At 44.5% G+C, this 24,678-nt stretch carries 22 protein-coding genes; 18 read left to right on the top strand and 4 right to left on the bottom strand.

The features are described from left to right. The first annotated feature begins 96 nt into the window (after window positions 1-96). The 3 genes from ACIFSR_RS32280 to ACIFSR_RS32270 all read left to right on the top strand — a co-directional run bounded on the left by ACIFSR_RS32280 (window position 97) and on the right by ACIFSR_RS32270 (window position 1,978). Window positions 97-975 carry a cation diffusion facilitator family transporter gene (locus tag ACIFSR_RS32280; RefSeq protein ID WP_339204963.1) on the top strand — a complete coding sequence of 293 codons (879 nt, stop codon included), beginning with the start codon at window positions 97-99 and terminating at the stop codon, window positions 973-975. A gap of 178 nt (window positions 976-1,153) precedes the next feature. Beyond that, window positions 1,154-1,591, top strand: a complete 438-nt coding sequence (locus ACIFSR_RS32275) for an SMI1/KNR4 family protein (protein ID WP_430063267.1) — start codon at window positions 1,154-1,156, stop codon at window positions 1,589-1,591. Between the two features lie 63 nt (window positions 1,592-1,654). Continuing rightward, window positions 1,655-1,978 (top strand): hypothetical protein, encoded by a 324-nt coding sequence (locus tag ACIFSR_RS32270; RefSeq protein WP_430063265.1) that lies wholly within the window; start codon window positions 1,655-1,657, stop codon window positions 1,976-1,978. A 105-nt stretch (window positions 1,979-2,083) separates the two neighbouring features. On the opposite strand, the gene ACIFSR_RS32265 is transcribed toward ACIFSR_RS32270, so the two are convergent. Further along, the gene (locus ACIFSR_RS32265; RefSeq protein ID WP_430063263.1) at window positions 2,084-2,488 is read right to left on the bottom strand and encodes a VOC family protein; all 405 of its coding nucleotides are present in this window, start codon (window positions 2,486-2,488) and stop codon (window positions 2,084-2,086) included. A gap of 291 nt (window positions 2,489-2,779) precedes the next feature. On the opposite strand from ACIFSR_RS32265, the gene ACIFSR_RS32260 reads away from it, so the two are divergent. The 11 genes from ACIFSR_RS32260 (at window position 2,780) to ACIFSR_RS32210 (ending at window position 17,663) form a co-directional block, all read left to right on the top strand. Next, window positions 2,780-3,250, top strand: a complete 471-nt coding sequence (locus tag ACIFSR_RS32260; protein WP_339204960.1) for an SRPBCC family protein — start codon at window positions 2,780-2,782, stop codon at window positions 3,248-3,250. A gap of 363 nt (window positions 3,251-3,613) precedes the next feature. After that, window positions 3,614-4,339, top strand: a complete 726-nt coding sequence (locus tag ACIFSR_RS32255) for a class I SAM-dependent methyltransferase (protein WP_430063261.1) — start codon at window positions 3,614-3,616, stop codon at window positions 4,337-4,339. 33 nt (window positions 4,340-4,372) lie between these two features. After that, entirely contained in the window at window positions 4,373-5,374 is a 1,002-nt protein-coding gene (locus tag ACIFSR_RS32250) for a phosphotransferase (RefSeq protein WP_339204956.1), read from the top strand. Window positions 5,375-5,468: 94 nt separating this feature from the next. Continuing rightward, on the top strand, window positions 5,469-6,329 hold the full coding sequence (locus ACIFSR_RS32245) for a helix-turn-helix domain-containing protein (protein WP_430063310.1): 861 nt from the start codon (window positions 5,469-5,471) through the stop codon (window positions 6,327-6,329). A 170-nt stretch (window positions 6,330-6,499) separates the two neighbouring features. Beyond that, on the top strand, window positions 6,500-7,402 hold the full coding sequence (locus tag ACIFSR_RS32240; protein WP_076267414.1) for a LysR family transcriptional regulator: 903 nt from the start codon (window positions 6,500-6,502) through the stop codon (window positions 7,400-7,402). 110 nt (window positions 7,403-7,512) lie between these two features. Continuing rightward, window positions 7,513-9,801: a 5-methyltetrahydropteroyltriglutamate--homocysteine S-methyltransferase gene (metE, locus tag ACIFSR_RS32235; protein WP_430063258.1), complete on the top strand. Its 2,289-nt coding sequence runs from the start codon at window positions 7,513-7,515 to the stop codon at window positions 9,799-9,801. Window positions 9,802-10,312: 511 nt separating this feature from the next. Next, entirely contained in the window at window positions 10,313-12,526 is a 2,214-nt protein-coding gene (locus ACIFSR_RS32230; RefSeq protein WP_430063256.1) for an S-layer homology domain-containing protein, read from the top strand. A gap of 271 nt (window positions 12,527-12,797) precedes the next feature. Then, on the top strand, window positions 12,798-14,273 hold the full coding sequence (locus ACIFSR_RS32225; RefSeq protein ID WP_430063254.1) for a protein adenylyltransferase SelO: 1,476 nt from the start codon (window positions 12,798-12,800) through the stop codon (window positions 14,271-14,273). A gap of 132 nt (window positions 14,274-14,405) precedes the next feature. Then, window positions 14,406-15,080: a response regulator transcription factor gene (locus ACIFSR_RS32220; RefSeq protein WP_339204952.1), complete on the top strand. Its 675-nt coding sequence runs from the start codon at window positions 14,406-14,408 to the stop codon at window positions 15,078-15,080. After that, entirely contained in the window at window positions 15,077-16,444 is a 1,368-nt protein-coding gene (locus ACIFSR_RS32215; protein WP_430063252.1) for an ATP-binding protein, read from the top strand. The genes ACIFSR_RS32220 and ACIFSR_RS32215 overlap by 4 nt, the downstream gene beginning before the upstream one ends. A gap of 235 nt (window positions 16,445-16,679) precedes the next feature. Beyond that, window positions 16,680-17,663 carry an alpha/beta fold hydrolase gene (locus ACIFSR_RS32210; protein ID WP_430063308.1) on the top strand — a complete coding sequence of 328 codons (984 nt, stop codon included), beginning with the start codon at window positions 16,680-16,682 and terminating at the stop codon, window positions 17,661-17,663. Between the two features lie 105 nt (window positions 17,664-17,768). On the opposite strand, the gene ACIFSR_RS32205 is transcribed toward ACIFSR_RS32210, so the two are convergent. Genes ACIFSR_RS32205 through ACIFSR_RS32195 form a run of 3 tightly spaced genes read right to left on the bottom strand, consistent with a single transcriptional unit; the run spans window position 17,769 to window position 19,538 of the window. Further along, complete coding sequence (locus ACIFSR_RS32205; RefSeq protein WP_430063250.1) at window positions 17,769-18,413, bottom strand: metal-dependent hydrolase; 645 nt, start codon at window positions 18,411-18,413, stop codon at window positions 17,769-17,771. Window positions 18,414-18,460: 47 nt separating this feature from the next. Continuing rightward, the gene (locus ACIFSR_RS32200; RefSeq protein WP_339204950.1) at window positions 18,461-18,622 is read right to left on the bottom strand and encodes a hypothetical protein; all 162 of its coding nucleotides are present in this window, start codon (window positions 18,620-18,622) and stop codon (window positions 18,461-18,463) included. A 49-nt stretch (window positions 18,623-18,671) separates the two neighbouring features. Then, window positions 18,672-19,538, bottom strand: coding sequence for a helix-turn-helix domain-containing protein (locus ACIFSR_RS32195; RefSeq protein WP_430063248.1), 867 nt, complete (start codon window positions 19,536-19,538; stop codon window positions 18,672-18,674). A 219-nt stretch (window positions 19,539-19,757) separates the two neighbouring features. Here ACIFSR_RS32195 and ACIFSR_RS32190 point away from each other — a divergent pair, with 219 nt between their 5' ends. The 4 genes from ACIFSR_RS32190 (at window position 19,758) to ACIFSR_RS32175 (ending at window position 24,660) form a co-directional block, all read left to right on the top strand. Next, on the top strand, window positions 19,758-22,424 hold the full coding sequence (locus ACIFSR_RS32190) for a family 78 glycoside hydrolase catalytic domain (RefSeq protein ID WP_430063246.1): 2,667 nt from the start codon (window positions 19,758-19,760) through the stop codon (window positions 22,422-22,424). Between the two features lie 92 nt (window positions 22,425-22,516). After that, window positions 22,517-22,885, top strand: coding sequence for an ArsR/SmtB family transcription factor (locus ACIFSR_RS32185; RefSeq protein ID WP_372238973.1), 369 nt, complete (start codon window positions 22,517-22,519; stop codon window positions 22,883-22,885). Between the two features lie 140 nt (window positions 22,886-23,025). Then, entirely contained in the window at window positions 23,026-24,045 is a 1,020-nt protein-coding gene (locus tag ACIFSR_RS32180) for a LacI family DNA-binding transcriptional regulator (RefSeq protein ID WP_430063244.1), read from the top strand. A gap of 60 nt (window positions 24,046-24,105) precedes the next feature. Beyond that, window positions 24,106-24,660, top strand: coding sequence for a glycerol-3-phosphate responsive antiterminator (locus ACIFSR_RS32175; RefSeq protein WP_430063306.1), 555 nt, complete (start codon window positions 24,106-24,108; stop codon window positions 24,658-24,660). Window positions 24,661-24,678: the final 18 nt, after the last annotated feature.

The raw sequence follows: 24,678 nt of genomic DNA, 5'->3' as shown, positions 1-24,678 counted from the left end.
TTTTGATGCCAAAAACAAAACTGTTTCTCTAGACCCACACGCATTCTATCAAGTAACATAGGTTTTGTTCTGCAAAACCGACTGGGAGTGAAATAAGTGCAAGAAACGTATGATGATATCAAACAAGGCGAAAAAGGTGCATGGCTGAGCATTGGCGCTTATATTTTCTTGTCCGCAATAAAGTTAATTATAGGTTACCTCACTGGCTCCGAAGCCTTATCAGCTGATGGTCTAAACAACTCAACCGATATTATTGCTTCTATAGCCGTGTTGATCGGGCTTAAAATATCACGGAAACCACCGGACAAAAACCATCGGTATGGTCATTACAGAGCTGAAACGGTAGCTGCCCTAATCGCTTCTTTTATAATGTTCGCTGTTGGTATACAAGTATTGTATCAAACGGTGATGAAGTTCAGAGCTCCAACAATCGAATCACCTGATATTATAGCAGCGTGGACTGCCCTATTTTGTGCCATAGCCATTTATTTCGTTTATCTTTACAACATTCGTTTAGCAAAGAAAATAAACAGTCACGCAATGATGGCGGCCGCACAAGATAATCGTTCGGATGCTCTTGTAAGCATGGGCGCTTTTGTTGGCATCATCGGTTCACAATTTGGCTTGCCATGGCTTGACCCAGTCACAGCTCTAATTGTAGGCATCATTATTTGTAAAACAGCATGGGATATTTTTCGTGATTGTTCACATGCGCTTACAGACGGTTTCGATCATGAAGAACTTCAAACCATTAAACAAACCGTTTCCGATACCCCAGGTGTAGAGAAAATAATTGATATAAAAGCTCGTATTCACGGGAATAACAAACTGGTAGACGTAACGATTGCCGTAGACCATCAGCTAAATGTAGGCGAAAGCCATGACATTTCAGAACAAATTGAGAGACGTATTGCTGAATTGCACAGCATTTCCTACGTTCACATTCACATAGAGCCTTTTTTGGCGAGTAGTTAAGTACACAGAATAAGTTCAGATGTCTGTTACTGAAATAATGGTAACAGCTGACCGTATCACTATGCATTTTCATTAAGGGATGGATGCAAATAATCTATGTTTAACGAAAACTCAATAGAGAATAGGAGATTTTGTTCTGAATAGACATCAAATATTGAAGCTGTTGCATGATAACAAATTGCAAACGAATATACCATTTGAAGGATGTACAGAAGCAGAACTTAACTTATTGGAAAGTGAGATTGGCAATAAATTACCATTTGCTTATCAAGAATTCTTATTGGCAGCTGGTCATAATCATGGGAAATTGTTTCAAGGGAGCGATATTGAATTCTCGCAATTGAGGGATTTACAGATTGAAGCTAGAGAATTAGTAAGAGAGAATAATTATCCGATAATACTTTTAGAGAACGCATTTATATTCTCGATGCATCAAGGATATGAAATTCGATTTTTTGAGTTAAATGGAAATGACAATTCACCGGTCCTGGAGTGGTATGAAGGAAGTGATAAGGGGATTGTTATGCTCTCTGAATCATTTGAAGATTTCTTGCAAACGCAAATTGAACAGCACTCACATGTCAAATTGAAAATATCCAGCGTGTTGGATGAATGAAAACGGAATTGAAGTTATCAATGGATACCCTATAATAAAAGCATCATCAGAAAGGGATTGAACATGCGGGTAATAACTTTATGTGGTTCTACAAAATTCAAAGATCAATTTGAAAAAGCAAACGCGTTTCTTACACTTCAAGGCAATATTGTTATTAGCGTTGCTTTTTTTGAACAAAGCGATGGTTTTAAAATTACAGAAGAACAAGCAGAGTTACTAGGGCATCTGCATTTTAGAAAAATAGATATGTCTGATGAAATATTCGTAATTGATGTTGATGGATATATAGGAAACAGTACAAAAAAAGAGATTCAATATGCTGAAGAAAAAAATAAAGTAATCCGTTACTTTTCCAATGGCGAGATTCCTTCAAATATATTCAACTAACGGATAACTATGGTGGAGGAGCTGCCGTTATGCAGTTCTTCTTAATTCTCCAAAAAAGCCCGCCCGATATTATTTTCGGGCGGGCTTTGCTCTTGCAATTATTGTTTAGGCAGTTGGTCCAGCGGTGGTGATCATCCACATTACGCCGTATTTATCTTCAATATGTCCGAATAATGTGCCCCAGAATGCGGGTTCTAACGGGCACTTTATGTTGCCGCCTACAGCTAGCTTATCGAAGGCTTCGCGGGCTTCAGCCTCTGCATCATACTCGAGACACAGATGTATGGTATTTCCGCGAATGATTGGTTCAAATACAGAATCGGACATTAAAAAGTGAATTCCTCCAGCCATCAGACTCAAGTTAACAACTTTATCCTTGAGTTCTTCCTTTGCATCAGGAAGCTGTCCATGCGTCATAACGGACAGGATCTCTCCACCAAGCGCATGAGTATAGAACTCAGCTTGAGCTTTTGCGTCCTCCGACATCATATAAGTTGTGTGTTTTGCCATCTTATAACATCCTCTCATCCCATAGTTTGGATTATTTTTGCAGATAACCGATGAACTCAGCTTCTATTTAGACAACGAATGAGAAATTAGAGAATCGACAGATTCCAAAAAAAAATTTAACTTTATTTTATCAAGCTGGCAGGCAGTGAATTTCCAGTAATGATAAAATGAAGTTGCAGCTGGAGAAGGTATTTATATATTATTTCTGATCATTGGCTGCCTAAAGAGTTAATTTAAAAATGGGTACAATGCTGGTTTTAAGAGTAATTGTAGCTTAATGAGGTGTTTGGATTGGTTACTGTTAAAACCGAGGTTCTTATAAATGCTCCAATACATCATTGTTTTGACTTAGCGAGGAATATAGAAGTACATACTCAAACGGTCTGGAAACATACGAAGGAGAGGGCTATAGCAGGTACGATTGAAGGCATGATTAATAAAGGAGAAACCGTGACCTTTCAGGCTACTCATTTTCTAATCAGACAAAAACTAACCTCGAAAATTACGGAATATGAAAGACCCTATCTTTTTGTAGACGAAATGAGTAAGGGGGCTTTTAAAAGTTTAAGACATGAGCATTTATTTGAGGAACATGATGGAATGACATTAATGAAAGACATATTGGTTTTTGAGGCTCCGTTTGGATTAATTGGGTGGTTCACAGAAAGATTAATATTAAGAAAGTACATGAAAAGTTTTTTGGAGCATCGAAATAATCAATTAAAGATTAGGGCAGAAGAGCTAGTCACTGACCTTGATTAACCTCGTTTAAACGCTTTGTACTGGCAATCTTCTCTTAACAATCAAGCAAGATAATAGAAATCATATATGAACAGGTACTACAAAAAGTTGGTACTCGTTTCAAAAAAAGGTTTTTATTAGAATTGATTTGTAAGGAAGCTGATGATTGCTGGATTACGAGCTGGGAGGCATCAAGATGTCATTTTTAGCACTAATTGTATTGTTAATCATAGGGGTAATCATGTTAGTGGTCGGATTTGCAGCTAAAAAGAATTGGCTTAAGCTATTATCGATTATTCCGCTAGCTATTTCTACGTGGCATTTTTCAAATTTGTTTTTGATAGGTTATGGGTGAAATTTGTGAAATAGGAGGGTGTGAACAAAATGAAGGAAAAGGTTGTCACAGCGTACGACAAACTTGCAAAAGACTACGAAAAGCATGTGGATACTGAGAGCGGGCACAACGCTTATTATGAGCGGCCAGCAATGATGAAACTTATGCCAAATGATATGAATTCACTTACAGTCCTTGATGCTGGCTGTGCTGCAGGTTGGTACACGGAGCAATTTTTAAAGCGCGGTTCTCAAGTAACAGCTATTGATTTGAGTCCTGCTATGGTAGAAGCATGCAAAAGGCGAGTTGGTCATGAGGCAGAAGCATTCGCTTGTGATTTAACGGAGCCCCTCCCATTTAAAAACGAAACATTCAACCTTATAATAAGCTCATTAACCCTGCACTATATCGATGATTGGGCCCCAACCTTTCAAGAATTTCATCGCATATTGAAACCGGGTGGACAAGTTGTTTTCTCCGTACATCATCCATTTATGGACTTTAAACATTTTGAAAGACCTGATTATTTTGCTCACGAGCTGCTTATGGAAACCTGGAATAAGAAAGAATCTGGCCCAGTGGAGGTTACATTTTATAGGAGGCCTCTTCAAGAGATTCTGAATGTCACATCAGCCCAATTTATCATTGATCAAATCATCGAGCCGCAGCCGGATTTAGCCTTTAAAGATAAACCAGATGCTATGGATTGGTATAAGCGTTGGTATGATCGTCTTTCGACTAATCCTCATTTTCTCATTGTGAAAGCTCGGAAATAGAAGGATAGCATCCTTAATTAGGAGTAGGGGGATATGATGCAGACATTAATCGATGAGCTAATACACTTTTATTTTATTCATCCGAGCTATGAAATCGAGTCCGTTCCTTTTGGTTTAACAAACCTCACGAAGATTGTTAAAATCAATGATCGAAAATATGTAGTCCGCATCTACGATCGTTATACGAAAAATGTACAAAGCATAGAAATGGAATCGAAAATAACTTCGTTTTTGAATGGCAGCAATCTTACATTTCAAGTGCCTGTATTTCTTCGGACGCTCAATGGGGATGAATACATACAACTAGCAGACGGTACTTTAGGTGCGGTCGTATCATTTATTGAAGGCCGTGTACCAGAAATAGTAGAAACACAACAAGCCTTGAAACTTGGTCAGGTAGTTGGAGAAATCTCTTCAACACTGAGCGAATATGAAACTGATCTGCTAGACCACCATGGAAAAGCTTTCTCAGATCTTTATGATCTTCATCCACTCGCCCATCGTAATGATATAACTTCTTTTATTGAAAATCCGCCATTTCACATTTCTGAATCCCACCTGAACTTCTATAAAGATACGATTTTGTCCGTTGAGATGTCTATCCACCAGCTAAAAAGCTTGCCAAGGCAGCTCGTTCATCATGATTTGCTCATATTCAACCTATTGTCCCAAAACAACAACATATGTGGCGTATTGGATTTTGATTTCACTTCAATTGATGCTAGTTTTATGGAATTTGCCATTAGCCTTAATCATATTTTGCAAATGTCGGATGGATCTTTGGAAATGACTGAAGCCTATATTAAGGGCTATGCCGATTTTCGCAAGGCAACTATACAAGAAATTAATCATTTGCAGCTCATGACGCAGATTTATCATATTGCAGTTCTCCATATTTATATAGGTCAGCATTACTCAGGAAAATCGATTGAAGCTAACTTCAACTATATACTCCATCAATTTCAAACACGAAATAACTGGTTGAATCAGCATCGTGAGGCCTTGCAAGCACTACTTGAATTATATCTGGTTTGAGAAATTCTGGGCTCAAGCACCGCTTGATATACAAAAAGAAGGGTCAAATATACACTGAAAGTATCTTGAACGAGGGGTGATGACAGTGTTTGATATGATGAAGGTAGGCAGAAATATTTCGAAGCTAAGGAAGAAGATCGGAATTACCCAAATGGGCTTAGCAGACAGACTTAATATCAGTTATCAGGCGGTGAGCAATTGGGAGCGGGGAGAGACGATGCCTGATATTTCTAAGCTTCCTCAGATCGCAGAAATTTTTGATGTCAGTATCGATGAGATTTTGGACGAAGGCAAAGGTACTGAACTGCTTAGAAGTATGCTGGAGCATTCAACAGAAGATTATTTACAACATAATGAAGTTTCCCTTAAAGATATTTCCGAAATTGCACCATTGCTCAAAACAGAGCAAGTGGATGAATTCGTTGCGAATGCAGAGGACGTTGCTGAAATAGGCGATCTTTTGGCTCTTGCTCCTTTTGTTAGTGAAGAGACGATAGACAGATTTGCAAAACAGGTGTTTGAAAAAGAGGGCATTTATGTACTCGTATCGTTAGCTCCATTTATGAGTGAAGCTGCGATTGACGAGTACGCGAAGCTATCTTTTGAAAAAGCAGGCATACATTCACTCGTAGCGATAGCCCCATTTATTAGTCAGGGTGCGATTGATGAATATGCGAAGATGGCGGTTGAAAAAGAAGGCATTAATGCCATTGTGTCACTGGCCCCATTTATAAGTAAGGAATTCATTGATGAATGTGCAAGGATAGCCGTCGAAAAAGAGGGCATAAATGCCATTGTATCGCTGGCGCCATTTATAAGTACAGAGGCAATTGACGAATGTGCGAAAAAAGCTTTTGAGAAAGAAGGCTTAAAAGCACTGGTATCGATCGCACCTTTCATCAGTAGAGGTATATTGAATGATTGTACTGAAAGCAGTGCTATAGCGAGAAATTGAAGGAAGGACGTAGATTGAGCATTCCAGCGATAGCTTTAAAGAACGTTTGGGAATCCGCTGCAATTCGGGTTCCTTTTTCTTATGCTTAAACGGCAGAGGATGCAATGTTTGGCTTGTTTTATATGTATAATGTAAGAAAGACAAGCAGGATGTTAGAAGGGAGTATTTCATTGACTCTACAACAATTAAAATACGTAATTGAGGTCGCCAATCGAGGCTCCATTAATGAGGCAGCCAAGCGGTTGTTTATTTCTCAGCCTAGTCTTTCCAATGCCATTAAGGATCTGGAAGAGGAAATGCAGCTAGAGATTTTCGAGAGATCTAATAAAGGAATTTCACTTTCTAAGGAAGGTGTTGAGTTTTTAAGTTATGCTAGGCAGGTCGTTGAGCAGGCGGAATTGTTGGAAAGCCGTTACCTGAATGCCAAGCCTTCGCCGCAGCATTTTTCGGTTTCTACTCAGCATTATGCTTTTGCAGTGAATGCATTTGTCAGTTTGGTTCGCGAGTATGGTCAGGAAGAATATGAATTAACATTACGCGAGACTAAAACCTACGAAATTATTGAAGATGTTAAAAGCCTGCGCAGCGAGATTGGAATCTTGTATCTTAACGAGTTCAATGGGAAGGTAATCAATAAGCTGCTCAAAACGGCGAATTTACAGTTTATTAGCTTATTTACAGCTAAGCCTCATATTTTCATCAGCATTAATAACCCGTTAGCCAATCAATCGATCGTGACCATTGACCAGCTTCAAAATTATCCCTATTTGTCCTTTGACCAAGGCGAATACAATTCTTTTCATTTTTCAGAAGAAATTTTAAGTACGATGACTCATAAAAAAAGCATCCGTGTAAACGATCGGGCGACGCTGTTTAATCTCCTGATTGGACTAAACGGATATACGATATCGACGGGTGTTCTAAGCGCTGATTTAAACGGAAATGAGATTATTCCAGTACCGCTCGATTGCGAGGAGACGATTAATGTAGGTTGGATTTCACAGCGAAATGCTTCCTTATCCAAGCTCGGATCGGCATATATTGAGGCGCTTAAACAAGCGATTGGCAAATAAAAGTGCGGGTATAGCTTAAGGCTATGACTAGATATAGTTTAATCCAGTTACTCTATAACAGTGAATACGTGTTATCTTTCTTGTAACAATTTGTATAGGAGTGTTACGAGATGGTGAAAAGCAGTGTTTTGGGATATCCACGTATTGGTGCGGATCGGGAATGGAAGAAGGCGCTAGAAGCGTTCTGGGCAGGCAAGCTTGAAGAATCAGAGTTCCATGGCAAGCTTCAAGAAATCCGTTTGAATCATTTGCGCAAGCAGCAGGAGAAAGGCATCGACCTTATCTCGGTCAATGATTTCAGCTATTACGATCACATTCTTGATACAGCAACGATGTTCGGGATCATTCCGAAGCGCTTCACTTACGAAGGCGGTTCAGTACCACTGTCGGTTTATTATGGCATTGCCCGCGGAACGAAGGATGCAACGGCAAGCGAAATGACCAAGTGGTTTAACACCAACTATCACTACATCGTACCTGAACTTGACGGAGCAGCACCTGTACTTACAGAGAATAAGCCGCTTATCGCATATTTGGAAGCTAAGGAAAAGCTCGGTATCGAGGGAAAACCCGTTATTGTCGGCCCATTAACCTTCTTGAAGCTGTCCAAAGGATACAGTCAATCAGAGACGGATGCTTGGCTGGATCGATTGCTGCCGCTTTATGTGCAGATCCTGCAAGAGCTTGAAAAAGAAGGCGTTCAGTGGGTACAAATAGATGAACCAATTCTTGTAACAAAACTTAGCGATGCTGATCGCAGTCGCCTGAAAAATATTTATACCACGCTTGCTTCATCGGTAACTAATCTAAACATCATGCTGCAAACGTATTTCGAATCCGTAGAAAACTATACTGACATCGTTGCGTTGCCGGTCAAAGGAATTGGGCTTGACTTCGTACACGGTTTGTCCACAAACTTGTCATCCATTAAACAATTTGGCTTCCCTCAGGACAAGGTTCTAGGTGCAGGAGTCATTGATGGCCGCGGCATCTGGAAAGCGTCACTTCGCGATAAATTGGCATTGTTGAAAGAGTTGGCTGAAGTCGTAACGGCTGAACAGCTAATTGTACAGTCATCTTGCAGCCTGCTTCATGTTCCAGTCACAGTGCAAAATGAGACTAAGCTATTGCCTGAACTAAAGGGGGCTCTAGCATTTGCGGATGAGAAGCTGGATGAGATTGTTCTTCTTGCGAAAGCAGTTACTTCGGAAGATGCTTTCGTTACTGCCGAGCTTGAGAAATGTGATGCTGCTCTAGAGGCACTTAAGCAATCAGGCGAGCGCAATCGCAGCAGCATTCAGCAAGCCGTAGCCGCTATTAGCGAGCAGAATCCAACACGCAATCTGCCATTTTCTGAGCGTCATATTGCCCAACAGAAAAAATGGCAATTGCCGATTTTCCCAACGACGACAATTGGCAGCTTCCCGCAATCCGCTGAGGTGCGCAAAGCCCGTCAACAATGGCGCAAGGGTGATTGGAACAATGAACAATACGCTAGCTTCATCCGTGATCAAATCGATATCTGGATTAAGCTTCAGGAAGAAATCGGACTGGATGTACTCGTGCATGGCGAATTTGAACGGACAGATATGGTTGAGTTTTTCGGTGAGAAGCTTGCGGGCTTTGCGTTCACTCAGTTCGGTTGGGTACAGTCGTATGGCTCCCGCTGCGTGAAGCCGCCAATTATTTTTGGAGATGTAGCGTTCGAAGAAGCAATGACTGTCGAGGAAACGAAGTATGCTCAGTCGAAGACTGAACGTCCAGTTAAAGGAATGCTTACGGGACCGATCACGATCATGAACTGGTCGTTCGTCCGTGATGACATTACGCGTGAGCAAATCGCTTACCAGCTTGCCTATGCGCTTAGACAAGAGGTAGAAGCGCTTGAGCAAGCGGGCATAGGGATGATTCAGGTTGATGAGCCTGCGGTTCGCGAAGGTCTGCCGCTTAAGGAAGAAGACCAAGCCAACTATTTAGCTTGGGCTGTCAAAGCTTTCCGCGTGACTACATGCACGGTTCGGGATACGACGCAAATTCACACGCATATGTGTTATTGCGAGTTCCATGACATGATTGATTCCATTGAAGCGATGGATGCAGATGTTATCTCCATCGAGACTTCACGCAGTCATGGTGAATTGATTCATAGCTTTGAGCTGAATACTTACAAGCTAGGTATAGGTTTAGGCGTATACGACATCCACAGCCCGCGTATTCCGCGAGTGGAGGAAATGACGAGTATGATCGAACGCGCTTTGCGTGTGCTTGATCTGAAGCTGTTCTGGATTAACCCAGACTGCGGACTTAAAACACGTGGACTCGAAGAAACCGTTGATTCCTTGCGCAACATGGTTGAAGCGACACAGATCGCCCGTGCGAAACATTCTTTGCAGGTGTAAGCTTGGTTATTAAAATAGATTACGGAAGAGCAGGCTGCCACGGCAGTCTGCTCTTTTTGATAGGCTCAGATACGATTTTGTTTTATAAATAACTAGAATTAGGCTGATTTCTCAAATATGATACGATAAACGAAACGAATTGATTTTAAAAGGAATGAATATCATGGATAAGCTTCATACAGCCATAAGTTTAAGAGAAGCAGGGAAACTGGAAGAAGCGAGGACATTGCTAATAGATTTAGTCACAGAAGAGCCGCAGAACTCATCAATGTGGTATCAACTTGCTTACCTTTTTTATTCAGACAAATTGGATCAGGTATGGGACTGATCCAGCCTGCTATTGTCCAACTATACGGTGATAGACTAGGACGTCATGATGAAGCCCTAGTCTATCGCCGTTTTTATTTATTCAGATTATCCGAAACAAATAAGGTTTTGTACCGTCTAACAATTAGTGTAAATTTTACCATTAAAACGATTTACGTTGATTTACAGGAGGGGAGCAATACGAATGAAACAAAATGGATTGAACGTAATGATGAGGATAGGGCGCGTCTTTCTGGCTGGCTGTCTGATGTTGCAGCTGCTTGTTGGCGTCGCGTCAGCCAATACGCCGGAGAAGCCGGCATCTGGCGGCAGCGTGAACGCGAGCAGCAAGATCGATCGTTCGCTGGCCTTCACAACCGACATGCAGGATGCATTAAAGGAAGCAGAGCAATTGCTATATGATCAGAAACCATTTTCGGATTGGGCGGCGATCGGATTTGCAAAGAACGGCCGAGCAGTTCCAAAAGACTTTCTGGAGGAGAAAGCGGATGTCATATTAAACAATGGCGGAAGATTTGATACGTATATAGATATGACAAGAACGGTGATCGCTTATGCTGCTGCTGGCGGCAGCAACATTAACAATATCGCTGGTCTTGATTTTTTCTCCGCAGTTTTGAACAATCCTGACCTTGAGAAGAAGGGGATATATGAACTCGTACCCGCTTATGTCGTGGCGAAGAGTTCCAGTCCCTACTCTCCTAATTCAAACCCTTTCTGGTATCCTGACGCGTTTTCTCATATCATCACAAATCAGCAGCTGAAAGATGGAAGCTGGTCCGAGTCCGTTAATGGGAAAGGTAGTGCTATGGCAACGGCTGTAGCTTTGACAGGCTTGTCACTCATTTCGAGAACGCAAGATCGGGAGCTGACGGAGTCAGAGCAGAAAGCGCTGGAGTGGCTGCGCATGCAGCAATCAGTCGACGGCGGCTTCGAATTCAGCACAGCGGCGACAGCCCAGGTTATCATTGCACTGTCATCGCAACGAATGGACGCTGCTGCGTTCGCGCAGCAACGAGGCGCTCAGCCGCTCGATTTTCTGATGTCGCGTCGATTGGATGAAGGTGGATTCTCGGAGCGCAGCGATGGCGTTTTGGATATGAAGGCGACGCTCCACGCTTATTTGGCGTTGACCGCTTATAAGCTGTATGTGAATGGCAAAGAACGGCTGATCGATGACTTGAACTTGGCCGCGGGCAGCGCGATTATTCAGATCGAGGGGCCTACAGGTACGATCGCACAAGGACGCGTTCCAAGTGGCGGCAAGGCGATAGATACAGCTCTTGCTTTCCTCAAGCAAGAAGGAATTGCCTATGAAATGAAGACGGCTTCCTCCGGGGAGAAGGTAATCACCTCGATTAAAGGAATCGACGCCCTGCAATACGGCGGAAAGAATAAGAATGGATGGAAGTTCGCTGAGTATAGTAGATATAGCAGTTGGATGTTCCCGGAAAATGCTAGCAGCGGGAATGTTCTTAGTGATAGAAGTCGATTGCTTCTTTATTATGGTTCGGATACAACCGAGGTTATCGACTTAGTCGTTGTTAATGGATCAAATGCGAACGGCCAACTAGCAGAGGGGCGGCCTTCAGCGAATTCTCCTTTCGAGCTGTTCGTTAAGAAAGCGAATCGTAAATCGGGTCAACTGCCAGCGCCGAATATAACGGTGACAGTAGGTGGGAAGACGATGGTGACCGATGCAAAAGGCAAAGTGGCTTTTGCGGGAATGCCCTCCGGTGTGCATGTCGTTTCGCTAACTGGGTATCGGAAGGATGCTGCGCCTGCTGTGGCCAAAACTATTTTCTATTTATCGGTCTCTGCTCCTCCGTTAGCTGACTTTAAGGATGCTAATCAAGTTGCCGGCTGGGCAAGAGAAAATATGGCACATGCACTTTATGAAGGTTACATCCAGGGCGTAAGCGCGAAGGATAATGTACTGGCTCCGAAAAAGACGTTGTCTCGCGCTGAATTCGCAGCCATGCTGCTCCGCTTGGTACACGGCGCTACAGATCAGCCTGCTGGCAGCTCTCCCTTTAATGATGTTCCAGCGGGCAAATGGTACAGCGACGAAATCGCAAGAGCTGCAAAGTTCGGCATTACTGACCGTACATCAGGTCGGTTCGAGCCTGAGCGTACGATTACCCGCGAAGAGGCAGCGATGATGTCCGCAAATGCTGGTCGTTTAGCAACCTTCGGCAGTGAGGGGCGAATAGCGTTCGGCGACATTAAGGGTCTATCCGCGACGAGTCTCCGCGCTATCCAAGCCGTCAACGAATATAAGGTGATGGTCGGCAGCGACGGCAAGTTCAATCCGCGGCAGACGCTGGTTCGAGAGCAAGCGGCGGCGATCCTTTTGAGGCTGCAGAAGCTGCTATATCCCGAGAAGTACTTAGATTGATCATGCAGCTCTCTGCTCAATGGCTATGTATTCATTTTCCTAGTCAAAGTCTGCTATTCACAGTATTGGACCAGTCAAACCACCCACAAACGCTTGCTCAGGTTCAAAGAGGAGAAGCGAAGGAGGAAATGGTGTTATAATCAATTTATATAAACCGAATTGCCTTGCAAAGAAATGGGAACCATCTAGGTGATAAATGGTATTTATGACTTTTTTCATTAGATGGCCATGCAATAACGAAGATAAACGACACAAGAATATAGGAGATACGATGACTGAGGAAACAGCATTAGATAAAACAGGTTGGAACTTTGACAACAGTTATGCACGGCTGTCGGAAACATTTTTCACAAAAATGAGCCCGCCGCCTGTGCACTCTCCGCAGTTGAATATTATGAATGAATCGCTCGCAAAATCACTAGGGTTAAATGTTCAATCGCTTCTAAGCCAGGATGGTACTGCTATGCTGTCGGGAAATGAAATTCCCGAAGGCGCTTTGCCGCTTGCTCAAGCTTATGCTGGGCATCAATTCGGTCATTTTAACAGATTAGGGGATGGCCGTGCTCTATTGCTGGGTGAACAAATTACGCCCACTGGTGAGAGGTTTGATATTCAGTTTAAAGGTTCTGGCAGAACGCCATACTCCCGCGGAGGCGACGGCCGGGCGTCACTTGGACCGATGCTGCGCGAATATATTATAAGTGAGGCTATGCACGCGCTTGGTATTGCTACCACTCGCAGCCTCGCCGTTGTCACAACTGGCGAGCCTGTATACCGCGAGACGGAGCTGCCGGGAGCAATTCTGACCCGCGTGGCTTCCAGCCATCTGCGCGTTGGCACCTTTCAATTCGTTGCCCAGTGGGGTACGGCTGAAGAACTCAGACAACTTGCTGATTACACTTTGCAAAGGCATTACCCAGAGGTTGGCGAAGCTGGAAATCGCTATCTTGGCCTGCTTCAAGAAGTCATTAAGCGCCAAGCAGCGCTAATCGCCAAATGGCAGCTCGTCGGTTTTATCCACGGTGTGATGAATACTGACAATATGTCGATTAGCGGAGAGACCATTGATTATGGCCCTTGCGCCTTTATGGATGCCTATGATCCCGAAACGGTGTTCAGCTCCATTGACGTTCATGGCCGTTATGCCTATGGCAACCAACCGCGTATCGCCGCGTGGAATCTCGCAAGATTTGCTGAGACGCTATTGCCGCTGCTGCATGACAACGAAGAACAAGCTATAAAACTGGCAGAGGATGCGTTATCTGGATTTGCAGAGTTGTATCACCAAAGCTGGCTTAGCGGAATGAGAGCGAAGCTTGGAATTTTTAATGAAGAGCTTGAAGACGAAGCTCTAATTACAGATTTGCTGCGCATGATGCAGGAGCATAGTGCTGACTATACCAATACCTTTCGCTCGTTCACATTAGATAAACCAGAAGATACAGCTCTCTTTGGCACCGAGGGATTTGCACCATGGTATGAGCTGTGGCAAGCGAGACTTGGCAGGCAGCCGGAATCCAAAGCCGCATCTCATCAGTTGATGGGCGCAAGCAACCCTGCGGTAATCCCGCGCAACCTTCGAGTAGAAGAAGCGCTAGAAGCCGCAGTGAAGCAAGACGACAACCGTGTGATGGAGCAGCTTCTAAGTGTTCTTTCGAGCCCCTACGATCACTCCCGTGAACGTTCTGATCATTACACGTTCCCTGGGGAATCAACCCGTCCATATCAAACTTTTTGCGGTACCTGATATAAAAAAAGCGGCAGCTCACCTCAAAGGTCAGCTGCTTTTGTCTGTTCTGTGCTGTTTTTATAATTCATCTAGATTTATAGTATAATGATTACTATTATATGGAATGCATAACAGGGAAAGAGGGAACGAATGCCTACTATACTGGTTGCTGATGACGATGCGAACATTCGCGAACTCGTTTGTTTATTTCTACGCAACGACGGATTCGAAACAGCTGAAGCGGGAGACGGCAAGGAAGCGCTAGCCGTCTATGCCTCGATGCATATTGATCTTGTCGTACTCGATATTATGATGCCGATTATGGATGGTTGGACGTTGTGCAAGGAGCTTCGAAGAAGCAATCCTGATCTTCCGTTACTTATGTTGACTGCAAGAGGCGAGACATGGGAGAAAGTGAAAGGCTTCCAGCTCGGGACGGATGATTATTTGACGAAACCATTTGATCCACTGGAACTGACGGCTCGTGTTGGGGCTCTTCTGAAAAGATACCGAATTGGCTCTACGCAGACGATACGGCTCGGCAGCATCATTCTTGACCGGCAGACCTATAAGGTAATGAGAGGGACGGAATCACTTGCGTTGCCGCTCAAGGAGTTTGAACTCCTTTATAAGCTCGCTGGAACACCTGGACAAATCTATACGCGTGAGCAGCTAATCGACCAAATTTGGGGGATTGATTATGCAGGCGACGATCGAACAATAGACGTACATGTTAAACGATTGCGCGAACGCTTCGCGACGACTACCGATTTTCATATCGAGACGGTGCGGGGGCTTGGCTACCGGCTTGAGGTGCACGAATGATCAAATCTTTATACACACGAGTAGTCCTCATATTTCTAGTCTCCGTGATCGGGGGCACGATCATTGCTTTTTTTGTAGCAACTTGGGCATTTCAAGAGAAATTGAGCGAGAACTCACAAATTTTGATGCGTAATTTTGGACAGGATATCACCCGAATTTATGAGGCCATCCCCTCACATGAAGCGGACAAACTCGTAAGTGGAATGAAGCAGCTCAATTCCTATCATGTTCGAATTTACGAAACGACGGATCGGTTTCAGTCTTTCGGAGCACTGCACGGGCATAAGCCTGCTGCAATAGCCAAGGAACAAGTAATGAAGGTACTGGCTGGAGAAATAGTTCAGGTTCGTATGAAGGGGGTTACTGTTACTTTCATAGGATTGCCGCTCAATACAGACAAGGGAATAAAAGCGATGTTTGTGGAAGCACTCTCCCCTCCATCTGCCTCTACTATACTCAGATGGGGATTATCTTTTGTCGCTTATGCGTTGATTACAGGAAGCTTATTTATTCTAATTGCCTCCATATTTCTAATAAGACCAATCAAAAAGCTGACGAAAGCGACTAGGCGGATAGCATCTGGAGATTTCAACGTCAAGCTGAATATTAAACAAACGGGCGAGCTGGGAACGCTAGCTCGAAGCTTCGAAGAAATGATGCATGACCTGCAGCAGTTGGAGCAGATGCGCAGAGAATTCGTTACGAACGTCTCGCACGAGGTTCAGTCTCCGCTCACCTCGATTTCTGGCTATGCTATAGCGCTCAAGCAAGCCAATGTTGCGGATAATGATCGAAATCGCTACCTAGATATTATTATCGCTGAAGCCGAACGGATGTCCAAGATGAGCGATAGTCTGCTAAAGCTGAGTTTGCTTGAATCACAGTCACAACAGATGCATCTGACCGCATTTAGACTTGACGAGCAAATAAGACGAATTATCGTCGCAATTCAGCCGCAGTGGTCGACTCGCAAAATTCATTTCGACCTCCATTTGCCCACTGTTATTTTTTCAGCTGATCATGATTTGTTAAATCAGGTATGGACTAATATAATCGGCAATAGCATCAAATTTTCGCAGGATGGCGGCATCATTAAAGTGAGTATCAAACAAGATATCAAAAACGTGACCGTCCGAATATCCGACAGCGGCATAGGTATTGCACTAGAGGATCAGAAGCGTATCTTCGAGCGCTTTTTTAAGGCAGATCGCTCCCACAGCCGTAAATATGAAGGCAGCGGTATGGGACTTGCCATCGTTAAACAGATTGTATCGCTTCATCAAGGTGACATCCGAGTGGAAAGCGAGCCCGGCCGAGGAACGACCTTCATTGTCACCCTGCCAATCATTACTCCGACAGAGTAATTCGATTCATAATGTATTAGTCGACATCGCTCGTTTACTGTATGCTGCAGCAGCCTGTGCAAACTCATTGCATGTGTTGCCGCAGCATTTTTTTTGCTGTTCATATTCAGTTCATATTGCCGTCACGCGGAGTACATCTTCGTCGTATAAGCTTTCTTTAGCGGCCAATTAAGAGTGCCCAACACAGAGAAAATGACAGGAGAAGATGAGAGTGAACATACGAGAGGCAAAGAAAATGGATTTGAATTCAGGCAAAAAACCAGTTAGTAAAATGAAAAAAATATTGTTCATTTTACTTAAAGTGCTAGCAGTAATAGTTATAGCAATCGTCCTTTTTGTAGCTGCGGTTTTTGTCGTGAACAAGATTAGCGGCAAATCAGAGGAAGGTAAAATAAAACCCTATGGTCAGTCTGTTAAGGTAGACGGGAAAAATATGAATATTTTGATTCAGGGAGAAGGCGCAGAAACAATCGTGCTCCTGCCTGGTCAAGGAACAGCGACACCAGTGCTTGATTTTAAGCCGTTAATTGACGAGCTGTCACCATTTTACAAAGTTGTCGCGGTTGAGCCTTTTGGTTATGGATTAAGTGATAGGACCAACAAAGAAAGAACGACAGATAATATAGTAAGTGAAATTCATGAAGCGCTGCAGAGCCTTAATATTGACCGTTTTATTCTAATGGGCCACTCCATTACAGGCATTTACGGCCTCGATTATGTGAATAAATATCCAAACGAAGTGAGTGCGTTTGTCGGGATAGATACAAGTGTTCCAACGCAACCCGGTATGGATGCTAAATTGCCATTAGGAAACTTTAAACTGCTCAAACAATCAGGTTTTGGAAGATTGATGATGAAGTTTGGTGAGGATCCGTTTGCTGGAATGCCATATGATGATGAAACAAAAGAACAAATGAAGATGCTGCAAAACAAAAACATGTTTAATAACACCAGCATAAATGAATTGGAAAATCTTTATCCCAATTTTGTTGCAGCTCGAAGCTTATCATTCCCAAAAGAGCTTCCCCTTATTTTCTTTATACAAGCGAATAACACAGGCGTAAAAGGATGGATACCGCTGCATGAAGGGCAAATAAAAGATTCTGTTCATGGTAAAGTGATGACATTTGAAGGTGGTCATTATTTGCACCATACCAAATCAAAAGAAATCGCTGAGAACTTCCGGGCATTTATGGAGCAAGTAAAACAAGACAAGTAGATGATTATTTTGAAGCAGATGCTGACCAAGAAGATATTAGGCTAAATAAAAAAGCGGCAGTCTCGGACGATTTACTCGTCTAAGGCTTGCCGCTTTTATTTTTGATTACAAACGGATTTTAAAAGATTTTTTCGTAAGCGGATATAGCCACTTTACGCCGCTTGGCGTGAGTGTATCCGCTACGAGATGAGATAAATAACCAAGCATAGCTACGATCGCGATCCCTTCGATTTGGAGCTGATTTTCCAGTCCAAGGCCGATATATCCCCAAATCGGAACGGCCCATATCGTATGCGTCATACCGCGGTGCTTCAGCCAAGGCACCCAAACTGAAAATAGTCCGAAGCCGATAAGCCAGTTCATTTGATAGTAGTAGCCTGCGTACATAACCGCACAGCCAACTGCGCTGGCAAGTACATTGCGGATCACGCCTTGTTTAGCAACAAGACCCAGCAGGAAGATAGCGGCTGCGACGCCTATGTACACCGGTGATGGAGACTGATCTGTGAAAAAATAATAGGCAACGATTCCGGCTAGCAGGCATCCGGACCAAAGCGTAAGCTCACGAATGAGCTTCGATAACTTGCTGAGCTTGGTGCTGAGCATGCTTGGTCCGTCAAGATCAGCGCTTAGTGCTGAAAATCCGGCTACGGCAATGTACAAAGCGGCGTGCTCGATCGAAAAGGGATAATAAACAGAAGCGGCTGCACCAACAGCTGCTCCGATTGCAAGATGGGTCTTTCCTGTCATAATTCCTCCTGTGACTGACGATGCGTGGCATGAAATATGGCAGTCTATTATAGTTGTTCTTTGTTAACTTGCTCGTTTCGAACCATTTGCTCCAGCTTCTCTACCAGCCGATCATGCGCCGGGTCTTTTTTGCCAAAGCCAAATAAACGTTTCCGATTTTGCTGCTTCAGCAGCTGAAGCAAATAGAGCTTTTCTTTTAGAGTAAACATGATGGTATTGAACCTCCTTCTGCTTAGGCATGCCAGCTGAGGTTATTCTCTAGCCTCTGCGATAGATGCTAGGCGTCATGCCGGTGCACCTTTTGAACAATGCGTTAAAAGAATGAATATCGCGATAGCCAACCATTTCGGCAATGGTATTGATTTTCAGCTGAGAGCCACGAAGCAGCTCTTGGCTTTTTTGGATACGCAAATTTTGCAAATAACGATGAAAGCTTTGTTTCGTATACTGCTGAAAGAGCCGCTGCAGATGACGCTCGCTCCAGCCGCTAGTCTCGGCCAGCTTAGCTAGGGTCAGCTCCTGCTGGAAACGCTGCTCAAGATCATGTAACAGCTTTATAAATTCCAGCTGCTGCGGCGCACGAGCCGCTGCTTCCGGTTCGCTAGCAACAGAGCGCTGCAGAGTAATGAGCAGCTGGAGCAGCAGCGTATGCAAGTAATCGGACGAGCCGCTTTGAGTCAGTTCGAATTCTCTATGCATGGATAGAAACAGCTTCTCAAACTGACTATTTGTATCCATACAAGAATAATAGGGAAATTTGCCGCTTTCCATATCATTAATAAACTGCACGCTGCGATAATCGGAAGCGAATGCACTAAGCTTATGCAGCAGCAATGGAGAAAAGACGCAGTTGAATACGCTTAATGGGTTGCGGGCTTGGTCGGAGGAAATCGGCCTGAACACATGAGAAATGCCGATAGGAATGAAAAATACTTGACCTTTCCGCACCTTATGCACCTGATCTCCGATATGGTGATAGCCGGCTCCTTCTGCAATATATACGCATTCAAGAAAATCGTGATCATGATAAGGGCTCATGATGCTTTCGCTTGCACGATTAACATAAAGCAGCTGGTTGTTTTGAAAAAAGTACTCTCCACGGTATGTTTCTACGGGATGGTTCATCGTGAGCTCTCCCTGCGCAAGTTCTACATTTTGTGAAAATGTCCTGATTGCCGCATGATATTGTCCGTTTTACCCAACATTTTTCAAGCATGCTTTTTTATAATTATAGTGTAAAGCGTTGTGGCAAGGAAGGCGAACACTCAAAAAAAGGGCGCCAACTCTATAATAGGCTCGGGCAATCAACTAATAGTTGTCAATAATCTTAAGGAGGATTACAGGATGTTTGAAATTAGCGCAGTATATTGTGAATATCAGCAAAATCCAATTGGAATCGGAGTGACAAAACCTCGATTAGGATGGAAACTACACTCTGATGAGAGGGCAGTTATTCAAACGGCTTACGAGATTGAGATTGCGGCAGAATCAGACTTTGCATCGATCCTATGGCAGTCAGGGCGCGTGAATAGCGAGCAGTCAACGCATGTTGAGCTGGACTCTTTTGTCGCTGAATCGTGTAAGCGTTATTATTATCGAGTTCGGGCTTGGAATCAAAATGGAGATGAAACCGCTTGGTCTGCTGTTGCCTTCTGGGAAATGGGACTGCTTAGTCCAGACGAGTGGCTTGGCGACTGGATCGCTGCGCCGCTTGCGATGCTGCCAATTGAAGCGGAGCCTAGCCCGCTAATGAGGAGAAGCTTTGAGCTTACAGGCAAAGTGAAGGAAGCGCGGGTTTATGCGACTGCACTCGGCATATACGAGCTAGAGCTGAATGGGCAGCGAGTTGGCGATAGTTATTTTGCGCCGGGCTGGACGAGTTACAATCATACGCTGCAAACCCAAACTTATGATGTGACTGCTCTGCTGAAATTAGGCGGGAATGCAATTGGCGCTTCCCTAGGAAACGGCTGGTACAAAGGGAATCTGGCGTGGGGCAATCAGCGCTGCGTGTACGGCGATCGTTTGGCGCTGCTGCTGCAAATGCACATCGTTTACGAGGATGGACGTGAAGAGGTCATCGTATCCGATGCGAAGTGGAAGGCCGCGGTCAGTCCAATTCAGTTCTCGGAAATTTATCATGGCGAGACGTATGATGCACGTCTGGAACAAGAGGGCTGGAGTACAGCCGCTTATGAAGACAATGCGAAAGAGTGGCAGAGTGTTGAAGTGGTTCAGCATGAGAAGCATATGCTTAGGCCGCAGGTGAATGAGCCTGTTCGCAAGCAGGAGAGGTTAAAGCCGATTGCTCTGATTACGACACCCAAAGGGGAAACCGTGCTTGATTTTGGCCAAAACATGGTTGGCTGGGTTCAGTTTGCCGTAAAGGGAGAAGCGGGCTCCGAAGTAGCACTGCTGCATGCAGAGGTGCTTGATCAGGAAGGCAACTTCTACACCGAAAACCTGCGGGCGGCAAAACAAATGATTCGATATGTGCTGAAGGGCGGGGAGACTGAAACATATGAGCCGCGCTTTACGTTTCAAGGCTTCCGATATGTGCAGCTGATTGGCTTCCCTGAAACGGAGAGCATTAAGCTTGATGATTTTACAGGTGTTGTGCTGCATTCGGATATGGAGGAAACCGGTGAGTTTCAGTGCTCTGAACCGCTCGTCAATCAGCTTCAGCATAATATCAAATGGGGCCTCAAGGGGAATTTCCTTGACGTACCGACCGACTGCCCGCAGCGGGATGAACGTCTCGGCTGGACTGGCGATGCGCAAATGTTCATTCAAACAGCATCTTATTTATCTAACGTCGCTCCTTTTTTCACGAAGTGGCTGCGGGATGTAGAGGCGGATCAAGCAGAAGACGGCGGCGTTCCATTCGTGGTTCCTCAGGTGCTGGGCGAGAATGACATGTCCTCGGCAGCATGGGGAGATGCAGCAGTGATTTGCCCTTGGACGTTATATATTTGTTACGGAGACAAACGAATATTAGAAGAGCAATATGACAGCATGCAGGCGTGGGTATCGTATATTCAGCGCCAAGGCGAAAATGAGTTTTTATGGAATACAGGTTTTCACTTCGGGGATTGGCTTGGTCTTGATGCCAAGTCGGGCGATTATGTAGGCGCAACGGATCGGGATTTTATCGCGACAGCCTTTTATGCCTGTTCGGTATCTATCGTTCAGAAGACGGCAGCAGTGCTCAACAAGGAGGCTGATGCGAAGAGATACTCGGAGCTGTACGACAATATTGTAGCAGCGCTTAGAGAAGAGTTTGTAACAGGTGCTGGACGGCTGGCTGTTCCGACGCAAACGGCTCAAGTGTTAGCCTTGATGTTTGGACTCTTGGATGAAGGAGCAGAGAAACGCGCTATTGCCAAGCTGACAGAGCTGATTGAGCAAAGCAAAGACCATCTGACGACAGGTTTTGTCGGTACTCCTTACTTGAACCATGTGCTTAGTGCTTTTGGTAAAAACGACGTAGCATATAGGCTGCTGCTTCAGCAAACCTATCCATCCTGGCTCTACCCTGTGACCAAAGGCGCTACGACGATTTGGGAGCATTGGGACGGTATCAAGGAGGACGGAAGCTTCTGGAGCAAGGATATGAACTCATTTAACCATTATGCTTACGGAGCGATTGGCGATTGGATGTACCGGACGGTAGCGGGCATTCAAACGGTGGAAGATGCTCCTGGCTATAAACGAATCGTCATCGCACCGCTTCCGGGCGAAGGGCTGACGTGGGCGGAAGGGAAGATTGAGACGGTATATGGCTCAGTTAGCTCAAAATGGTCCAAATCGGAAGAGGGGCACTTCACGCTTGATGTGACGATTCCTTCGAATACCACTGCGGAAATTCGTTTGCCAGGTGCGGAATCAGGGATGAAGGTGACCGAGAGCGGCGGGTTGCTAGCCGAGAGTGCGGGAATAACATCAGCAGCTGAGACTGAGGCAGGCGTTACGATACAAGCAGGATCTGGCAGCTATCGATTTGCTTGGTAGATCTGTGCAGGCTGCAAGCAGACATTTCAAATTCACCCCATCAACCGAAACATGTTATAATGTGCTTTAGGATGAATAGGGTTGGTGGGATGATGATGGATAATCAAGTTGTCGCAGCATGTGATGATTCGTGCGCAGGCTCTGAGGTAAACATAGAGAATGTTAGAAGCAAAATGATTAATGAAACAACAGCTGCTCAGTTGGCTGATTTGTTCAAGGCGCTTGGCGATCCCACGCGAGTGAAGATTATCCATGCGCTAGTGCAGTCTGAACTTTGCGTTCATGATTTGACTGAGGTGCTCTCAATGGGGCAATCGGCGGTTTCTCATCAGCTTCGGCTGCTGCGAAACATGCGTATCGTCAAGCGCAGGAAGGTCGGGAAAACCGTCTTTTATTCGCTCGATGACGATCATGTAGAACAAGTCTTTATGCTGACGCTTCAGCATTTGAAGCATGAATAATACATCAAACAAAGCTGCTCTTCACGGTTAGCAACCATGGGGAGCAGCTTTTGTTTTATACGATTGGATTTTATTGATTTTTAGTAAAATTAAAGTATAATTTTACTTATCGTCACGGGTTGGCAGGAAGGAAAGGTATTATGGCTACAATTAAAGAGATTGCACAACAAGCAAAGGTTTCGATTGCGACCGTGTCGCGGGTGCTTAATTATGATCCAGCCATATCGGTTGCAGATGAGACACGCAAACGTATATTTGAAATCGCGCAGCAGTTAAATTACAAGACGCTGCGCCAACGTAACGGTGCTGGGCTTAAAGAGCGTTACCGGGTTGGTCTTGTGAACTGGTATTCTGATCAAGAGGAAATGCTTGATCCTTATTACATGGCCATTCGGCTAGGCATTGAGCGAGAGTGCTTCCATAGAAATATGGATTTGGTAAAATTGTTTATGCAAGTCCATTCTGACGAGAAAGATTGGCGAGGCGAGTCGTTTGACGGCATCATCGCAATCGGGCGCTTCGAGAAGGAGGATCTGAACCGTTTTCCAGAGGGGCTGGAGCCTATTGTGTTCGTTGATTCTTCCCCGGATGACAATCAATTTGATTCTGTTGTTATTGATATAGGCAAGTCGGTTTCAGAAGTGATTGATTATCTAACTCGCCTTGGCCACACCGAAATCGGTTATATTGGCGGGCATAACTTAGTAAATAATAAGCGTGTGCGTGATGATCGCGAGCATGTATTTATAGAACGAATGACTGATAAAGGACTTTATGATGCAGAACTTGTTTATACGGGGGAGCATTTGTATTCCGAAGATGGATATAAGCTGATGCAGCAAGCGATAAAAGCGAATAAAGTGCCAACCGCTTTTTTTATCGAAAATGATTCTATGGCTGTTGGCGCCCTCCGTGCACTCCATGAAGCGGAGCTTCGGGTACCAGAAGATATTTCAATTGTTGGCTACAATGATATCGCTATTTCAGCCTTTTTGCAGCCGCCGCTTACAACGGTTAAGGTGCATATGGAGTATATGGGCGAGACGGCTGTTGAGCTGCTTGCTGAACGTCTAGCTTCAAAGCGGGATATTGCGAAAAAGATCGTATTGCCGACCAAGCTGCAGGAACGTGAGAGCAGCATTAAACGAGTGAAGCGCTGAATAAAGCAGCCGCTAAGACGAGTACAATCCAAGCATTCGAGCGGAGGTGGCAAGATGTCGATGTTGCTAAACGGGCAAAACGTATTGCCGGCAGTGCATAAGCTGAAGGATGTGGAAGCGGTGCTTGCCTCGCCTTTTTCATACATGGTGCTCCTTGGTGGGCATTTGGGGCAGTTAAAGCATATCGTTGATCTGGCGAGCCAGCATAACAAAAAGGTACTGCTGCATGCCGATTTGATCGATGGCTTGAAAAACGATGAATACGCGGCAGAGTTTCTATGCCAGTCTATTAGGCCTGCAGGCATTATCTCGACGCGATCCAGCGTTATTGGTCGTACGAAGCAGAATGGACTGATTGCCATTCAGCGATTATTTCTTATTGATTCGGATGCTTTGGAGAGAAGTTATACGGTGCTGGACAAAAATCGTCCTGATTTCATTGAGGTACTGCCGGGTGTTATACCGGATATTATAAGTGAAGTGAAGCAGCGGAGCGGCATTCCCATTATAGCGGGAGGACTAATTCGCACGGAGGCGCATGTCAGCCAGGCGCTTGAAGCGGGAGCTTCGGCGATAACGACATCACGGAAAGAGCTGTGGAAGCTAGGAAAATAAGCGGAAGCAAAGAAGTGA

It is taken from the genome of Paenibacillus sp. NRS-1760, from assembly GCF_050467785.1.
GTDB lineage: Bacteria > Bacillota > Bacilli > Paenibacillales > Paenibacillaceae > Pristimantibacillus.
The sequence above is the reverse complement of the archived record's forward strand: the minus strand, read 5'-3'. Positions and strand labels throughout refer to the sequence as shown.

What these genes read in the sequence shown, in the direction of transcription:
- ACIFSR_RS32270 (WP_430063265.1), top strand. Translation starts at nt 1,655, where the DNA reads ATGCGGGTAATAACTTTATGTGGTTCTACAAAATTCAAAGATCAATTT.
- ACIFSR_RS32265 (WP_430063263.1), bottom strand. Translation starts at nt 2,488, where the DNA reads ATGGCAAAACACACAACTTATATGATGTCGGAGGACGCAAAAGCTCAA.
- ACIFSR_RS32255 (WP_430063261.1), top strand. Translation starts at nt 3,614, where the DNA reads ATGAAGGAAAAGGTTGTCACAGCGTACGACAAACTTGCAAAAGACTAC.
- ACIFSR_RS32250 (WP_339204956.1), top strand. Translation starts at nt 4,373, where the DNA reads ATGATGCAGACATTAATCGATGAGCTAATACACTTTTATTTTATTCAT.
- ACIFSR_RS32245 (WP_430063310.1), top strand. Translation starts at nt 5,469, where the DNA reads ATGATGAAGGTAGGCAGAAATATTTCGAAGCTAAGGAAGAAGATCGGA.
- metE (WP_430063258.1), top strand. Translation starts at nt 7,513, where the DNA reads ATGGTGAAAAGCAGTGTTTTGGGATATCCACGTATTGGTGCGGATCGG.
- ACIFSR_RS32230 (WP_430063256.1), top strand. Translation starts at nt 10,313, where the DNA reads ATGAAACAAAATGGATTGAACGTAATGATGAGGATAGGGCGCGTCTTT.
- ACIFSR_RS32225 (WP_430063254.1), top strand. Translation starts at nt 12,798, where the DNA reads ATGACTGAGGAAACAGCATTAGATAAAACAGGTTGGAACTTTGACAAC.
- ACIFSR_RS32220 (WP_339204952.1), top strand. Translation starts at nt 14,406, where the DNA reads ATGCCTACTATACTGGTTGCTGATGACGATGCGAACATTCGCGAACTC.
- ACIFSR_RS32215 (WP_430063252.1), top strand. Translation starts at nt 15,077, where the DNA reads ATGATCAAATCTTTATACACACGAGTAGTCCTCATATTTCTAGTCTCC.
- ACIFSR_RS32210 (WP_430063308.1), top strand. Translation starts at nt 16,680, where the DNA reads ATGGATTTGAATTCAGGCAAAAAACCAGTTAGTAAAATGAAAAAAATA.
- ACIFSR_RS32205 (WP_430063250.1), bottom strand. Translation starts at nt 18,413, where the DNA reads ATGACAGGAAAGACCCATCTTGCAATCGGAGCAGCTGTTGGTGCAGCC.
- ACIFSR_RS32200 (WP_339204950.1), bottom strand. Translation starts at nt 18,622, where the DNA reads ATGTTTACTCTAAAAGAAAAGCTCTATTTGCTTCAGCTGCTGAAGCAG.
- ACIFSR_RS32195 (WP_430063248.1), bottom strand. Translation starts at nt 19,538, where the DNA reads ATGAACCATCCCGTAGAAACATACCGTGGAGAGTACTTTTTTCAAAAC.
- ACIFSR_RS32190 (WP_430063246.1), top strand. Translation starts at nt 19,758, where the DNA reads ATGTTTGAAATTAGCGCAGTATATTGTGAATATCAGCAAAATCCAATT.
- ACIFSR_RS32185 (WP_372238973.1), top strand. Translation starts at nt 22,517, where the DNA reads ATGATGGATAATCAAGTTGTCGCAGCATGTGATGATTCGTGCGCAGGC.
- ACIFSR_RS32180 (WP_430063244.1), top strand. Translation starts at nt 23,026, where the DNA reads ATGGCTACAATTAAAGAGATTGCACAACAAGCAAAGGTTTCGATTGCG.
- ACIFSR_RS32175 (WP_430063306.1), top strand. Translation starts at nt 24,106, where the DNA reads ATGTTGCTAAACGGGCAAAACGTATTGCCGGCAGTGCATAAGCTGAAG.